Here is a 15551-nt window from a genome sequence, read left to right as displayed (position 1 = left end):
CCCGGCCGTCACCGTGCGGCCGGGTGGAGGCCACCCGCCGGTGCCGGCTCCGGCGCCGTCGAGGTGAGCCGGTGCTCCAGCACGTCGGCCGCCTTCCGCGCGCCGCCCGCGCCGCGCACGTGTTCGCGCATTTCGGCGACGCGCGCGCGAATTCCCGCGTCCGAGGCGGTGCCGAGCACCGCCGCGCGCAGCCGCTCCGGCGTCACCGACTCGCGATCCAGCCGCGTGGCGAGCCCGAGTTCGAGCAGCCGGCGCGTGTTGAGGTGCTGTTCGGTGTGGTGCGGGACGACGACCAGCGGCACTCCGAAGTACAGGGACTCCAGCACGCTGCCCATGCCCGCCTGGCACACCACGAGGTCCGCGTGCGGCAGCACCGCGGCGTGCGGGATCCACTGGTGGACCTCGACGTTCGGCGGCGGCGTGCCGATGTCCTCGATCCGGAGCCTGCCGCCGAGGGTCAGCACGAAGTGCCACGGCAGGCCGGCGAAGGCACGCAGACAGTCGCGGAAGAACTCGGGCCGGTCGTTCACCGTCGTCCCCAGCGTCACGAGCACCACCCGCTTGCCGTCCGGCGGGCTCCAGTCGTGGTCCGCGGCAGCGCCGGCGGGCGGACCGACGAAGGTGTAATCGGCGCCGAAGGTTTCGGCGGCCGGCTGGAACCGCTTCGGGACGAAGACCAGGTTGACCTCATTGCGGCCCTCGTACAGCCGGACCAGCGAGGCGTCGTCGACGCCGTACTCCGCCGCGTACCCGGTGATCAGCCGGTCGAACTCGACGAGCCCCGGGTGCGCGGGGTCGAGCGGGCCGACATCGCTGCCGCCCTCGCCGAGAATGCTCGCGCCGTCTTCGTTGAGCGAAAAGCTGTCGTTCGAGGCGAAGGTCGGGATCATTTGCACGGACGGCAGCCCGGTCCGCCACGCGGTGAACCGCCCCGGCGCCCACAACGTCGTGTCGTAGGCGAGCAGGTCGGGCGGATCGGCGGCGAAGGCGGCGTCGATGCCCGGCGCGACGGCCATGGTCATCGACAGCAGGTTCGTGGGCAGCCACGCGGCTTCGTCCGCGGTGTGGTACTCCGAAGGCGGTCCCGTCCCCAATTCCGCGGAATAGGCGACAGGGCGGGCACCCGTGGCCGCCACGCGATCCGCGAAGGTCGGCGTGGTGAAACAGGTCACGCGGTGACCCCGCGCGGTCAGTTCGGCGAGCACGGGCAGCACCGGAGTCGTGTGCCCGTACGCCGGATAGGGCAGGAACGCGAAGTGCCGGCGGTTCATCGGGACTTCGCCACCGCTTCGATGGCGTCGGCCGCGGCCGACGTCCCGCCCGCGGCGCGGATCTCGTCCCGCATCTTCGCGACCCGGTCCTTCGCCGCGTCGTCGCCGGCGAGCCCGAGCACCGCCGCGCGCAGGGTTTCCGCGTCGGCGTCCGCGGGCATCACCATGCGCCCGAGCCCGAGACCGACCAGGCGCTCGCCGATCAGCTGCTGCTCTCCGAGCCGGGGCACGACCACCGGCGGCACCCCGAAGTACAGCGCCTCCATAGTGGTGCCCATCCCGGCGTGCGCGAGCAGCGCGTCGGCCCGCCGCAGCACTTCCAGCTGCGGCACCCAGGGCACGACCTCGAAGTTCGCGGGCAGCGGCTCGAGTTCGCCGGGCTTGACCTGGGTACCGACCGCCATCACGACGGTCCAGTCCACGTCGCCGAAAGCGCGGACGCACTGGCGGTAGAACTCCGCCCGGTTCTCGTAGCCGTGGCTGCCCATCGTGATCAGCAGCAGCGGCCGGTCGCCGGCGGGCGGGGTCCACCGGCCGTCCCCGGCACGCAGGCCGTTGCCGAGCGACGGACCGGTGAACGCGAAGCCGTCGCCGAAGGTTTCGGCGCCGAGCTGGAACGACTTCGGCAGGAACACGACGGAGAGGTCCTCGCCGCCCGCGCCGAACTCCTCGACCGGCAAGTCCGCGAAACCGTGTTCGTCCAAAGTGGACCGCATGACCTTGCCGAGCTCGGCGAACGAAGGGTGGGTGAAGTCGAGCTGGATGTCGCTCAGCTCCGCCAGCCGCGCGTACGGCGAGTATTCGGCGTTGGCGGCGAACGTGGTGCAGGTCTGCACGCTCGGCAGCGCCCACTTCCGCGCCAGCAGCCGGCCCGTGTGGTGCGCGTACTGGTCGAACACGATCAGGTCGGGAACGTCGGCCGCGAGCCGCTCCGCCGCCGCTTCCAGCGGCGCGAAGCCTTCCAGCACCTGCGCGAGCATGGCGTTGGCCGCGTCGTCGGCGGTCGGCTTCTCGGGAATCGCGACGTCTTCCCAGTTTTCGGGCGTCGTCGACGCGTACTCGAGCACGGTCGCGCCCGCGTCGGCCACCGCGCCGGCGTACTGCCGGGGAACGGCGTAGGTGACGCGGTGCCCGCGGCGGACGAGCTCGGCCACCACCGGCAGCGACGGGTTGAGGTGCCCGTGGGCCGGATAGTTGAAGAAAGCCAGGTGCTTGTTCTCGGGCATGATGACTCCGCTCTCTACCGGGTTTCCCGCGGGGGCCAGGCGATCTGCGGCGAGCGGTAGTAGCCGACGCCGGTCAGGTCCCAGTGCGGCCCTTGTGCGGCGAGCCGGTCGCGGAAGGAGGTCCAGTCGTGGGTGGCCGCGGGAGACCAGCCGATCTCCGCGATCGCGGGCAGCCGGGGGAAGGCGAGGATGTCGATGTCCGGCCGTTCGAAGACCAGCTCCGTGAACAGCGGGGCCGAGACACCGATGACGGACTTCTCGTCGATCCCGGGGACGACCGTCTCCGGCTCCCAGTCGTAGGCGTCGCGCACCTCGATGTAGCCGGCCCAGAACTGCCCGACCGGGTACGCGGGGTTGTTCTCGTCGTACTTCATGTCGAGGTAGGCGTGCTCCACCGGGGACATGACGAGCTTCGCCCCGTGCTTGCTCGCGTCGGCGACGGCCTGCTGGTCGACCTCCTCGGGGAACCAGATCTGCGCGGTGGTCCGCGCCGGATCGGTCGAGCCGGCCACTTCCTGCCAGCCGAGGAGCTTCTTGCCGTACTTCGCCACGATCGCCTGCACCCGCTGCAGGTAGGTGCGGTACTGGTCCTTCGGGACGTCGGTCGCCTCGTCGCCGCCCACGTTCAGGTACGGGCCCGGGGTCAGCGCGGCGACCTGGCGGATCACGTCGTCGAGGAACTCGTAGGTGATCTCCTTGCCGAGGCACAGGGTGCTGTTGGGACTGCCGTAGATGTCGGTGAAGAGCGGCGGCGCGACGCCGTCGCAGTTCAGCTTCGCGTACGACGAGCGCGCGGCGTTCGCGTGCGCGGGCCCTTCGATCTCGGGGATCACGGTCATGAAGTGCGCCCCGGCGTAGTCGACGAGCGCCCGGTAGTCGTCCTGGGTGAAGAAGCCGCCGCGCTCGCCGCCGACGCCGGTGGACCCGCCCACCGAGGTCAGCCGCGGCCAGCCGGTGATGGCGAGCCGCCAGCCCTGGTCGTCGGTCAGGTGCAGGTGCAGGTAGTTGATCTTGTAGCGGGCGATGTCGTCGATGTACTTCTTCACCTCGGGCACCGTCCAGAAGTGCCGGGCGACGTCCAGCACCGCACTGCGGTAGCCGTAGCGCGGGTAGTCCGTGACCGACCCGCCCGGCAGCGTCCACGGGCCCGGCTGGACCGAGGTCCGCTCGACCTTCGCGGGCAGCAGCTGGCGGACCGTCTGCACGCCGTAGTACAGCCCGGCGGCCCGGTTCGCCTTGATCCGGACCGAATCCGCCGCGATGTCGAGCTGGTAGCCCTCCTCGCCGGCCTGGCCGCCCGCACCGAGTTGCAGGGAGATTCCGGGCAGCGCCAGTCCCGGCACCACCGGCAACGCGAAGCCGGTGGCCGGCCGCAGCTGGGCGGCGAAGTCGTCGGCGACCTGCCGCGCCCGCGGCAGCCGCGGGTCGTAGGAGAGCACCGACCACGGACGCAGCTCGAACGTCACCCCGTTCGCCGGCCGCACGCTCGCCGGGGCCGGGATGATCCTGGCCAGCGACGGGATCCCCTCGGCCGCCACGGCCGGCTGCGCCGCCGGCACCACCAGCCCGGCGACCAGGGCCAGTGCGAGGAACAGGCCCCGGAACCGCCGTCGGACGGTCGTGGATTGCACCATGGTCGGTCCACCTCGTGAATTCTGGGATTGGCCGGGTCCATGGGTATACCGAGCAGGCGCGCACCCCTAGCGGGGAAGCGGATTCCTAGCAGTTTTCTCAGCGCGCTCCCCGGCCAGGACCGCGGCGCCCGCGATCGCCCGGACCAGGAATTCCCTTAGTACTCGCCAGCGCGGGCTTGTCGCCCGCGCGCGCAGCCGATTGCCTTGGCCCGCTGCCCCCGCTCGCGCACCGTCGCGCCGAGTCGTCCCCCACTCAGCCACTTTCGCAGGAGGTACCCCCGGATGCCCATTCTCACCTGGGACTACAAGCAGGAGTACGAGAACGAGCGGGACGACATCCTCGACGCCGTGGACTCGGTCTTCCGGTCCGGCCAGCTCGTCATGGGCAAGAGCGTCCAGAACTTCGAAGCCGAGTACGCCGCCTACCACGGCATCGACCACTGTGTCAGCTGTGACAACGGCACGAACGCCATCGTGCTCGCCCTCCGCGCGCTCGGCGTCGGCCGCGGCGACGAGGTCATCACCGTCTCGAACACCGCGGCACCCACGATCATCGCCATCGACCAGGTCGGCGCGACCCCGGTGTTCGTCGACATCAACCCCGGCGACTACCTGATGAACACCGACCTCGTCGAGGCCGCGATCACCGAACGCACCAAGTGCCTGCTGCCCGTTCACCTCTACGGCCAGTGCGTCGACCTCGCGCCGTTGCGGGCGCTCGCGGCGAAGCACAACCTCAAGCTCCTCGAGGACTGCGCCCAGTCGCACGGCGCGAAGCAGCACGGCACGCTCGCGGGCACGACCGGAGACGCCGCGGCGTTCTCCTTCTACCCCACCAAGGTGCTCGGCGCCTACGGCGACGGCGGGGCGATCGTCACGGCGGACCCCGAGATCGCCGCGAACCTGCGCCGGCTGCGGTACTACGGCATGGAGAAGCAGTACTACGTCGTCGAAACCCCCGGCCACAACAGCAGGCTCGACGAGGTGCACGCGGAGATCCTGCGCCGCAAGCTGAAGCGGTTCGACGGCTACCTCGCCGCCCGGCGCCAGGTCGCGCAGCGCTACGCCGAGGGCCTCGCCGACACCGATCTCGTGCTGCCGCGGATCACGCCGGGCAACGACCACGTCTACTACCTCTACGTCGCCCGGCACCCGCGGCGCGAAGAGATCATCGAGCGCATGCGCACCTACGACGTCAACCTGAGCGTGAGCTACCGCTGGCCCGCGCACACGATGACCGGCTTCGCCCACCTCGGCTACGAGAAGGGATCGCTGCCGGTGACCGAGGAGCTCGCCGACCAGATCTTCTCGCTGCCGATGTACGCCACGCTCTCCGAAGACATCCAGGACAAGGTCATCAGCGCGCTGCGCGAGGTGCTCGCCACCCTCTGAGGGAAGGACCCCCGATGCGGGTGCTCTTTGTGACCCTGTCCGAAAAGTCGCACGTCTACGCCATGGCTCCGCTCGGCTGGGCCATGGCCGCGGCCGGGCACGAGGTCCGGATGGCGAGCAATCCCGCGATGGCGCCGGTCATCGCGGGCACCGGGCTCACCGCGGTCTCCGTCGGCGTCGACCACCCGATGCACGACATCGTGCTGGAGGCGCAGCAGAACGGGATGCTGGAGAAGGACTACGCGGCCTGGACCGAAATCTCCAGCGAGGCGCTGAGCTGGGACGAGGTGCTGCTCAAGTCCACCGAGGAACGGATGGGCCTCGACGTCTACAGCAACTCGATGGTGCACGAACTCGTGGAGTTCTGCCTGTCCTGGCGGCCGGACCTGGTCGTCTGGGACCTGCTCACCTTCGCCGGCGCGGTGGCGGCGCGGGTCTGCGGCGCCGCGCACGCGCGGCTGCTGTGGGCCGCCGACGTGTACTCCACCACCCGGGCGGCGTTCCTCGACCTGCGTGCGCAGGACCCCGCGCGCGCCGGCACCGACCCGCTCGGCGAGTGGCTCGGTGGGTACCTCGACCGCTACGGCCACGAGTTCGACGACGAGATCCTCAACGGGCAGTGGAGCATCGACCTGCTCCCGGCCAGCATCCAGCTGCCGCTCCCGGTGCCCCGCGTTCCGGTGCGCTACACGCCCTACAACGGGCCGTCGATCGCCCCGGACTGGGTGCTGCGGCCGCCGGAGAAGCCCCGGGTCTGCCTGACGCCCGGCGTATCCTTCGGCGTGGACTCGGGCTACCTGCCGGTCCGGACGGTGCTCGACTCGCTGGCCGATCTCGACGTCGAGGTGGTGGCCACGTTCGGCCCGGACGAGCTGCCCGCGTCGGAGGTGCCGCCGAACACGCGGGTCACCGGGTTCGTCCCGCTGCACACCCTGCTGCCCAGCTGCTCGGTCACGGTCAACCACGCCGGCTACGGCTCCTGGATCACAGCGGCCTACTACGGCGTACCGCAGTTCCTGCTCCCGATCCGGTACGGCGACCTGATGCCGGTGGCCCGCAACCTCGAGTCGGCCGGGGCGGCGTTGTACGCGGACGGAGCAACGGCCGACGCACAGCAGGTCCGCGACGGCGTCCTCCGGCTGCTGTCGGAACCATCCTTCGCCGCCGACGCCGGCGCGCTGCGCGCCGAGATCATGAGTACCCCGTCGGCGGCCGAGATCGTGCCGCACCTGGAGCGCTTGACCATCACCCACCGCTCGAACCGCAGCCTCGTCTGACCGCGGGTCGTCGCGACGGGAACGAGAGAGGGCCGGACGTTCGCGTCCGGCCCTCTCTCGTCTTCGCTGTGCGGCAACCGCTCCTCGGGGTGCGGCAGGCCGGCGTGATCGCCCGGCCGTCATGATTCCGCGCGCCGCCGTCTCCTGAGCGCGCGGACCCGGTCCGGCCGGCGCGGGCGGGGGATGGGCACCAGCGCCGCCGGCCGCCGGGTCGGCGAACACGCCGCGGCAGTCCTGCTCGGGGCAGATCCGCAGGTCGTGCCGCAAGGGGCCGGTGAGCCAGTCCGCGGCCTGGTGCGCCAACCGTGCGAAGGCGGCCTCCGCGATCAGCGCGGAATTCCGCCGACCGCACCCAGAGCAAGTTCGCGGAGGACCTCACGCAGCCGGTTGGCTTCGTGCAGGTCGGCGTGCGTGACCGGCGCGCAGCCGGTCGACGGCCGGGAGCCGAAGTGGCAACCGTCCTAGCGGATGCTCCGCTCGGCCGCCGTCCCGTCGAGGCTGTGCAGGCAGGCGACGATGCTGCGGGCCTGGATGTTGACGTAGTGGCTGTGCCGCAGCAGGTCCGTGAGCTGGGGCAGCGACAGCCAGCGGTAGTCGGGGAACTTCGCCGGCGGGACGTCGATCCCGGTCTCGACCGCGACGTAGCGGTTCAGCGCGTGGTGGAACCGGCCGCCCTCCTCGGAAAGCAGGTTGTCGTACCGGATCTGCGCCGGCCCGGCGGCGAGGAGCTCGCCGAGGAACGGGGGCTGGGCCGCGGCGGGCAGTACCGAGTAGTTCTCCGGTGTGCACTGCACGGTCGGCGCGAGCTCGACCACGTCGACGTACCCCGGCTCGACCCGGGCGTTCACCAGGCAGTGGAGCACCCCGTCGATCCGCTTCACCAGCATGCCGACCACGCCGATCCCGATCGGCTCGATCATCGGCTGGCACCACCGGCGCACCTCGCGGCCGCCCGCGCGCACGTCGACGCCGATCACGTTGAAGAACCTCCCCGACTCGTGGCGGATCGCCGTCCCGTCGCGGTGCCAGCCGCTCACCTCGTTGAGCGGGATACGGTCGGCGTAGACGTCGGTGCGGGTGCGGGCCTCGGTGATCCACGCGAGCAGGTCGCGCATCCCGGAGCTGTCCGGGGGGCCGGCGAAGGGCAGGCAGGACAGCACGGTCCTGGCGTCCATGTTCACCACGTCTTCCTCGTGCAGCAGCGCGTGCACCTGGCCGAGGCTCAGCCAGCAGAAGCCGTCCAGCACCTCGACGTCGGAAGACACCTCGATGATCATGTTGCGGTTGCGCTTCTGGTGGAACCACGAGCCCTGCTCGGACTGCCGGACGTCGGCCACGACCCGGCGGTCTCCCGAGCGGTCGCGGAAGTACTCGAGGTAGGGCACCGGTTTGCCCTGGTGGACCCGGGTGTAGTTGCTGCGGGTCGCTTGGACCGTCGGCGACAGCTGCACGCCGTTGCGGTTGCCCGGTTCCACCTTGGCCTGCATCAGGCAATGCAGGACGCCGTCGAACTCCTTGACCAGGATGCCGAGGATGCCGATCTCGGGCTGGTTGATGATGGGCTGGGTCCAGGCCGGCACCGCGGCGTCGGGCAGGCGGACGTCGAGTCCCTCGACGGTGAAGAACTTGCCGCTCTCGTGCACGATGTTGCCGGTCACCGGGTGGGTGGCCCACCCGGCCAGCTCGTCCAGCGGGATCCGTTCGACGACGGTGTAGTTGCGTTCCGCGCAGGCGGCGAACCACCGGTGGAACTCGTCGAGGCCCAGCACCTTCCCGTCGGCGCACGACACGGACTTCGCGATCCGTTCGGCGATCGCCGGCTCGTCGTCGACAGGCGGAGGTGCGAGCACCGTGGTGGCGTCGGTCATCTGAGCTCCTCGTCGCACCGGATTCGATGCGGTCAACGTAGGCAGGCCGGGAGTCCGGCCCCCTCGCCGGGCGAGCCACTTTAGTGATTCTCCCAGCCGGAGTGGCCCGGAATTCCTTTCAGGGCAGGGGGAACAGCGCTCGGCACCGCTCGTAGTCCGGCAGCATCTCGCGGGCAGCGGCCTCGTCGAGGGTCACCGCCGCGGTGTCGCGTTCGGACATGAGCGGCTCCATGCCCGCCGGGATGGGCAGGCCGATCCGCGGGTCGAGCGGGCTGATCGAGAGCTCCTCGCTCGGCACGTACCGCGTCGAGCACAGGTAGGACATCACGGTGTCGTCCTCCAGCGCGATGAACGCGTGGCCGAGGCCCTCCGCGAGGTAGAGCGAGCGAAACGACTCGCCGTCGAGTTCGACGGCGTCCCAGTCGCCGAACGTGGGCGAGCCGACCCGCAGGTCGACCGCGATGTCGAGGGCGCGGCCGCGCGCGCAGTACACGTGCTTGTAGCCGGCCGGGGGCATCGCGGTGAAGTGGATCCCGCGCACGACACCGCGCCGCGAGGTGCTGTGGATCGTCCTCGACAGCTCGAAGGGCCGTCCGGTCGCCTCGCTGAACCCGGGCTCCTCGAACGGCGACACGAACGTTCCGCGGTCATCGGTGTACACGACGGGGGTGAACTCGACGGCGCCGGAGATGGACAGCTGGCGTGCTTTCACGACGCCCGACCCTAGGAGGGGACCCGGGGTGTACACCGATGACCGCGCGAACAATGGGGAATCGACTAGGACTGGCACGCGGCCGGCCGCCGGGCGCGGGTGCATGCCCGACCATGACACTGATCGTCGGCCTGTGCCCGGCGATCAGTCACGCCCGTTCTCCCGAAACGAGGGTCGGACCACCGATGACCGGTCACATCGCGTTCTTCAGCTTCCCGGCGTACGCCCACATCGCGCCGACACTGCCCGTTGTGGAGGAACTGGTCGAGCGCGGGCACCGGGTCACCTACGCGGTCGCCGGGCGGTTCGCCGCCAAGGTGGCCGCCACCGGGGCGGCCGTCCTGCCGTACGACTCGACGTTCCCCTGGGAGAAGGGGCTTTCCGGCGCCGGGACCAAGGCCGCGATGACCGAGATGGTGACCAGCTTCGTCACCGAGGCGCTGTCGTCACTGCCGGCCGCGTTCGACCGCTTCGCCGACGACGTCCCCGACCTGTTCGTGCACGACCACGCGGCCTCCGAGACCGCGCGCATCCTCGCCAAGGCCTGGGACCGCCCGGTCGTGCAGACCGTGCCGACGATCGCCTCCAGCGAACGGTTCTCCATGCGCCAGGAGCAGGACAAGCACGCGGCCGGCGGCCCCGCCCTGCAGCCGGACGACCCGGTTCTCGTCGAGTTCTTCACGCGGCAGCAGGAGCTGCTCGACCGGTTCGGCCTCGGCGACGTCGACATCGACGGCTTCGGGGCCGAACACGGCCCCAACATCGTGTTCGTGCCGCGGGAGTTCCAGATCTTCGGCGACGAGTTCGACGACCGGTTCGCGTTCGTCGGGCCGTGCCTCGGGCACGACGAGCCGGACACCGGCTGGTCGCCGCCGGCGGACGGCCGCCCGGTCGTGCTGGTTTCGCTCGGCACCTCCTACAGCCCCGGCCGCGTCGAGTTCTTCACCCGGTGTGCGCACGCGTTCGCCGGCACCCGGTGGCACGTCGTCATGACGCTCGGCTCCTCGATCGCCCCGGCCGACCTCGGCCCGCTGCCGGCGAACGTCGAGGCCCGCCAATGGGTTCCGCACCTCGAAGTCCTCCGCCACGCCGCCGTCTTCGTCACGCACGCGGGCATGGGCAGTGTCATGGAGGCGCTCAGCACCGGCGTGCCGATGGTGTGCGTGCCGCAGCAAGTCGACCAGCGCGTGATCGCGGGCCAGGTCGCCGCGCTCGGCCTCGGCCGGACCGCCCCCGGCCCGCTGGACGCCGACGAACTGGTCGAGGCGGTCGACGCCGTGGCCGTCGACGGTGTGCACCGTGCCGCGCTGCGCGACATGCGCACGCACCTGCGCAACGCGGGCGGGGCCGGCAAGGCGGCCGAAGTACTGGAAGGTTGCCTGGCCGGAGCGACCGCGTGACCCACGACGACGAGAACCGGGTACCGCACCCGGGAGGAGGCCGCACCTCATGACCGAGTCCGCGATCGAGGTCGACCGGCTCAGCAAGCGCTTCGGCGACGTGCACGCCCTCGACGAGGTGAGCCTGACCGTGCCGAAGGGCAGCGTCTGCGGCCTGCTCGGCCACAACGGTGCGGGCAAGACGACGCTGGTCAACATGCTGAGCACGCTCTTGCTGCCGACCGGCGGCACCGCCACCGTCGCCGGCTTCGACGTCGTCCGCGAGGGCGCGCAAGTGCGCCGGCGCATCGGCCTGACCGGCCAGTTCGCCTCCGTCGACGAGAACCTGAGCGGATTCCACAACCTGGTGCTCATCGCCCGGCTGCTCGGCGCCTCCAAACGGGACGCGCGGACGCGGGCCGGCGAACTGCTCGACGTGATGGGCCTGGTCGAGGCGGGGCAGCGGCTCGCGAAGACGTACTCGGGCGGCATGCGACGCCGGCTCGACCTCGCGGCCAGCCTCGTCGGCAAACCGGAGCTCATCTTTCTCGACGAACCGACGACCGGGCTCGACCCCTCGGCACGCATCACGATGTGGCAGCTCGTCAAGCGCCTCGTGCGCGAGGGCACCACGGTGCTGCTGACCACCCAGCTGCTCGACGAGGCCGAACAGCTGGCCGACTCGATCACCCTGCTGTCGCAGGGAAAGGTCGTCGTTTCGGGCACTCCCGCCGAGCTGAAGGCCCGGGTCGGCAAGCGGACGGTCACGATCACGCTGGCCTCCAAGGCGGACATCCCGGCGGCGACCACGGCCTTGCTGGACGTCGGGCTGCCCCCGCAGCTGCCCGGCGGGCGGCCCGGCAGCGACGCCGCCGAGACCGAAGAGGCCGAGCTCTCGGTGCCCGCCGAAAGCCCCGCCGATCTGGCGCGCGTCGTGCGCGCACTCGACGACGCGGACGTGACACCACGCCGGCTCGCGCTGGTCGAGCCGCGCCTCGACGACGTGTACCTGGCCTTCACCCACCCCGCGCCGAGCGCGGCCTGACCCCCGGGGGTAAGAACGTGACGACGATGACGCCGGGGCAGCGCACGGCCGGTGAACTCGCGCCATCGGGAGTCGATGTCAGCACCTGGCACGGCGCGAGCTTTCCGACGCAGGTGGCCCTGCTGACCGGCCGGCTGCTGCGGCAGCAGGCGCAGCACCCGCTGTCGGCGCTGCTCGGCCTGCTGCAGCCGATGGTGATCCTCTTCCTCTTCACCCAGGTGTTCACGAAGGTCGTCGCCGGCACCGGCCAGCTGACCGGCGGGATCAGCTACCTGGACTTCCTGATGCCGGCGATCGTCGTCATCGGGGCGTTCACCACCGCGGTCAACTCCGGCGCGGGCATGGTCGAGGAAGTCAAGAACGGGGTGATGGCCCGGCTCCGGTCGCTGCCCATCACCTCGGCGTCGGTGGTGATCGCCCGCAGTCTCGCCGACGCCGTGCGCAACGCCGTCCAGCTGGGCGTCATGCTCGTCGTCGCGGTGCTGGTGTTCGGCTTCCGGCCGGCCGGCGGCGTGCTCGGCACGCTCGGCTGCTGGCTCGTGGCCGTCCTGATCGGCTGGGCGCTGAGCTGGGTGTTCATGGCGCTGGCGACCTGGATCCGGGACGCCGAGCTGACCCAGGTCGCCGGGGCGACCATCATGCTGCCGCTGATGTTCGCCTCGTCGGCCTACGTCCCGATCGACAGCATGACCGAGTGGATGGGCGCGGCGGCGCGGGTCAACCCGATCACCTTCGCCGTCGACACTTCGCGCTCGCTCGCCCTCGGGCTGCCGCTGGAGAGCGGGCCGCTGTGGGCCCTGTTCGTCTCGATCGCCGGCGTCGCCGGCTCGATCGTCCTGGCCCTGCGGGGTTTCCGGCGACGTCAGGCGTGAACTCCGCCGCAGTCCGCGGCTCGAGGGGAAGACACGGAATCGAGGACAGCGCCACGATGAACCGACCGTTTCGCTTCGGTGTCGTACTGATCTCCGAGGGCTGCTCGCGCGAGGCATGGGTCGCGAAGAGCCGGCGCGCGGAGGACCTGGGCTACGACGTCATCTCCGCACCCGACCACCTCAACCTCACGTCGCCGTTCCCGTCGGTGGTGCTGACCGCGGAGAACACGACGCGGCCGCGCGTCGGCACCTACGTGCTCAACACCGCGTTCCACAACCACACGCTGCTGGCGAGGGACCTCGCGACGCTCGACCAGTTCACCGGCGGCCGCCTCGAGATCGGTCTCGGGACCGGCTACGTCGAGTGGGAGTTCACCTCCGCCGGCGTGCCGTTCGGCTCGCCTGGCGCCCGCGTCGACCGGCTCGAGTCGGCCGTGGCGGAGATCGACCGGGCGATCGGCGATCCCGCACACCCCAAGCCGGTGCAGCGGCCACGGCCGCCCCTGCTCGTCGGCGGCCACGGCGACCGGGTGCTGCGCCTGGCCGCGCGCCACGCGGAGACGGTGAGCCTGACCGGGGCGAAGTTCAACCCCGCCTACGGGCGGATGACCATCGCCACGGCCGACCAGATGGACGAGCGCGTCGCCTACGTTTTCAAGTGCGCCGGCGATCGCGCCGGCGAAATCGAGCTCAACCTGCTCTCCAAGGCGACCCTGCTGACCACCGACCGCGGCTCGGCGGTCGAGCAGCTCCGGCGGTTCGGGCCCGATCTCCCCGAGGACGAGCTCCTCGGCGCACCGACCGTCCTGGTGGGCACGCCCGCGGACGTCGCGGCAAAGCTGCACGAGAACCGCGATCGCTACGGCATCTCCTACACCACCGTCATGGAGAACTCCATGGAGAACTTCGGCAAGGTCATCGCCGCCGTCCGCTGAACCGGAACCGCTGAACCCACTGAAACATTGGAACGCTGAAACAGAAGTGCGCCGTCGGGGTGACCGGGGTTCTCCGGTCACCCCGCCGGCGCGGGCGGGGACGGGGACGGGTTCGTCAGACGGTGTGGACGTCCGGCACGTAGAGGATCCACTTGCCGCCGTTCTGGCGGAACTCCTTCTCCTTGGCGAGGATCTCGTCGGCGTGGTTCCACGCGAACAGCAGCGCGTAGTCGGGGTAGGGGTCGCGGAACGCCTCCGGGCCGCGGACCGGGATGTGACTGCCCGGGGTGAGCCGGTTCTGCTTCTGCGGCGTGCTGTCGCAGACGAACGAGACGAGGTCCGGGCCGAGCCCGCACAGGTTCGCCACGGTCGCGCTCTTGGCGGTGGCGCCGTAGGCGACCACCCGCTTGCCCTCGTCGCGCAGCTTGGTCAGCAGGGTGACGAGGTCGTCCTTGATGGCCGTGACGCGGTTGCCGAACTCCTCGAGGGTCGACAGCCGCGCGAGCCCCCGCGCGTCCTCCTCGGCCAGCAGCGCCTCGACGGCGGCCTTCGGCTCGCGGGCGCCCTGCTTGGCGATCGTGTACCGGACTTCGCCGCCGTGGACGCCGAAGTGTTCGACGTCGACGAGCTCCAGGCCGAACCGGCGGGCCATGTTGCGCACCGCGCGCGCGGTGAACAGGTAGAAGTGCTCGTCGTAGATCTGGTCGAACGACGCGCGCTCGACGATGTCGCCGAGGTAGGGGTCCTCGAACACGAAGATGCCGCTCGGCTTCAGCAGCGCGGCCACGCCGCGGAAGATGGAGTCGAGGTAAGGGATGTGGCAGATCGTGTTCGCCGCGAAGATGACGTCGGCGTTGCCCTCGGCCGCGACGATGTCGAGCGCCTCGGACTCCTCGAAGAAGGCGGTGCGCGTGCGGATTCCCTTGCTGCGCGCGCGCTCGGTGACCGCGCCGGAGGGATCGACGCCGAGGTGCTTCACGCCGGCGTCGGCGATCGCCTTGAGCATCACGCCGTCGTTGCTGCCGACCTCGACGATGAACGGGTCCGGCCCGCTCAGTTCGGTGTCGAGGAAGCCCTGCGCGGTGTGCTCGAAGTGCTTGCGCATCACCTCGGAACCGGAGGAGTAGTACGGGTAGTCCTCGTGGAACATCCTGTCCCGGGGGACTTCCTCCATCAGCTGGACCATCGTGCAGGCACCGCACATGCCGACGGCGAGCCGGTAGAAGAACTCTCCCTCGAGCTTGTCGGGCTCGAGGAAGGCATCGGACAAAGGCTGGCGACCGAAGTCGTAGACTTCGGTGAGGGCGCCGCCGCAGGTACGACATTCAGGCATGTCCTCAACGTAAAGCCCGCTGTTCCGGCGCTCAACGTGTTCTAAGGATGCCCCTAGGTGTCCTTGGCCACGAGGCCGGCGCGGGCGGGCCGGCGCCATCATGGGCGAGATCTCCGGGCGCTCCGGGCGCTCCGGGCGAGCGACCCCAGTGGTATTCCGGCGCGTCCGGCGCCGCATTCCGGCACACCCGTGACTGATCGACCACAAGCGCACTCACTCTGGTAATGTCACCCCCCTAGGTAACACCGGTCAGGACATTCGGGGAAGGTTCCATGGCAAACCTGGAGAGTTGGCAACTAATCGCGGGAGTGGGCGGCGGCATCGTGCTGGCCCTGATTTTCCTGTGGGCGCTCGCGGGCTCCGTCGGCGCGGTTTCGGTCACGAAGAAGTCGCCCAAGTCCTCAGCCGCGAACAAGGGCCTCGCCCGCGGCTACGCGCTGCTGGCGCTCGGCCTCGCCGCGTTCCTCGAGGCCAAGGTGCTGTTCAAGGACGGTGAGACCACCCAGTTCACCCTCTTCGGCATCGGCGGCCTGCTGCTGATCATCGCGATCGTGGTGATCATCGGCGCCGAGCGCAAGCAAAAGAAAGGGGTCTGAACACCCACACC

At 70.5% G+C, this 15551-nt stretch carries 13 protein-coding genes; 7 read left to right on the top strand and 6 right to left on the bottom strand.

Annotated features, from left to right (window positions below; genetic code table 11):
• Positions 1-8 precede the first annotated feature (8 nt).
• From AB0M30_RS29845 to AB0M30_RS29835, 3 genes are read right to left on the bottom strand one after another with little or no spacing between them, the layout of a single operon-like run.
• On the bottom strand, positions 9-1271 hold the full coding sequence (locus AB0M30_RS29845; protein WP_364590223.1) for a macrolide family glycosyltransferase: 1263 nt from the start codon (positions 1269-1271) through the stop codon (positions 9-11).
• On the bottom strand, positions 1268-2497 hold the full coding sequence (locus tag AB0M30_RS29840; RefSeq protein ID WP_364590220.1) for a macrolide family glycosyltransferase: 1230 nt from the start codon (positions 2495-2497) through the stop codon (positions 1268-1270). The genes AB0M30_RS29845 and AB0M30_RS29840 overlap by 4 nt, the downstream gene beginning before the upstream one ends.
• Before the next feature lie 14 nt (positions 2498-2511).
• Positions 2512-4131: a beta-N-acetylhexosaminidase gene (locus AB0M30_RS29835; RefSeq protein WP_364590217.1), complete on the bottom strand. Its 1620-nt coding sequence runs from the start codon at positions 4129-4131 to the stop codon at positions 2512-2514.
• A 282-nt stretch (positions 4132-4413) separates the two neighbouring features.
• Here AB0M30_RS29835 and AB0M30_RS29830 point away from each other — a divergent pair, with 282 nt between their 5' ends.
• Positions 4414-5523 carry a DegT/DnrJ/EryC1/StrS family aminotransferase gene (locus AB0M30_RS29830; RefSeq protein WP_364590214.1) on the top strand — a complete coding sequence of 370 codons (1110 nt, stop codon included), beginning with the start codon at positions 4414-4416 and terminating at the stop codon, positions 5521-5523.
• Between the two features lie 14 nt (positions 5524-5537).
• A complete protein-coding gene (locus AB0M30_RS29825; RefSeq protein ID WP_364590211.1) occupies positions 5538-6800 on the top strand; it encodes an activator-dependent family glycosyltransferase in 1263 nt (420 codons plus the stop codon).
• A 461-nt stretch (positions 6801-7261) separates the two neighbouring features.
• On the opposite strand, the gene AB0M30_RS29820 is transcribed toward AB0M30_RS29825, so the two are convergent.
• Both AB0M30_RS29820 and rfbC read right to left on the bottom strand, forming a co-directional pair.
• A complete protein-coding gene (locus AB0M30_RS29820) occupies positions 7262-8668 on the bottom strand; it encodes an NDP-hexose 2,3-dehydratase family protein (RefSeq protein WP_364590208.1) in 1407 nt (468 codons plus the stop codon).
• A gap of 118 nt (positions 8669-8786) precedes the next feature.
• Complete coding sequence (gene rfbC / locus AB0M30_RS29815) at positions 8787-9380, bottom strand: dTDP-4-dehydrorhamnose 3,5-epimerase (protein WP_360173730.1); 594 nt, start codon at positions 9378-9380, stop codon at positions 8787-8789.
• A 185-nt stretch (positions 9381-9565) separates the two neighbouring features.
• On the opposite strand from rfbC, the gene AB0M30_RS29810 reads away from it, so the two are divergent.
• From AB0M30_RS29810 to AB0M30_RS29795, 4 genes are read left to right on the top strand one after another with little or no spacing between them, the layout of a single operon-like run.
• Positions 9566-10780, top strand: coding sequence for a macrolide family glycosyltransferase (locus AB0M30_RS29810; protein ID WP_364590205.1), 1215 nt, complete (start codon positions 9566-9568; stop codon positions 10778-10780).
• A gap of 49 nt (positions 10781-10829) precedes the next feature.
• Entirely contained in the window at positions 10830-11804 is a 975-nt protein-coding gene (locus AB0M30_RS29805) for an ATP-binding cassette domain-containing protein (protein ID WP_364590202.1), read from the top strand.
• Between the two features lie 26 nt (positions 11805-11830).
• The gene (locus AB0M30_RS29800; protein ID WP_360174021.1) at positions 11831-12676 is read left to right on the top strand and encodes an ABC transporter permease; all 846 of its coding nucleotides are present in this window, start codon (positions 11831-11833) and stop codon (positions 12674-12676) included.
• A 56-nt stretch (positions 12677-12732) separates the two neighbouring features.
• The gene (locus AB0M30_RS29795) at positions 12733-13611 is read left to right on the top strand and encodes a TIGR03621 family F420-dependent LLM class oxidoreductase (protein WP_364590199.1); all 879 of its coding nucleotides are present in this window, start codon (positions 12733-12735) and stop codon (positions 13609-13611) included.
• 115 nt (positions 13612-13726) lie between these two features.
• On the opposite strand, the gene AB0M30_RS29790 is transcribed toward AB0M30_RS29795, so the two are convergent.
• Positions 13727-14944, bottom strand: a complete 1218-nt coding sequence (locus AB0M30_RS29790; protein WP_364590196.1) for a class I SAM-dependent methyltransferase — start codon at positions 14942-14944, stop codon at positions 13727-13729.
• Positions 14945-15216: 272 nt separating this feature from the next.
• On the opposite strand from AB0M30_RS29790, the gene AB0M30_RS29785 reads away from it, so the two are divergent.
• Positions 15217-15540 (top strand): hypothetical protein, encoded by a 324-nt coding sequence (locus tag AB0M30_RS29785; RefSeq protein ID WP_146073509.1) that lies wholly within the window; start codon positions 15217-15219, stop codon positions 15538-15540.
• Positions 15541-15551 lie beyond the last annotated feature (11 nt).

Source organism: Amycolatopsis sp. NPDC051716, assembly GCF_040681595.1.
Classification (GTDB): Bacteria; Actinomycetota; Actinomycetes; order Mycobacteriales; family Pseudonocardiaceae; genus Amycolatopsis.
The sequence above is the reverse complement of the archived record's forward strand: the minus strand, read 5'-3'. Positions and strand labels throughout refer to the sequence as shown.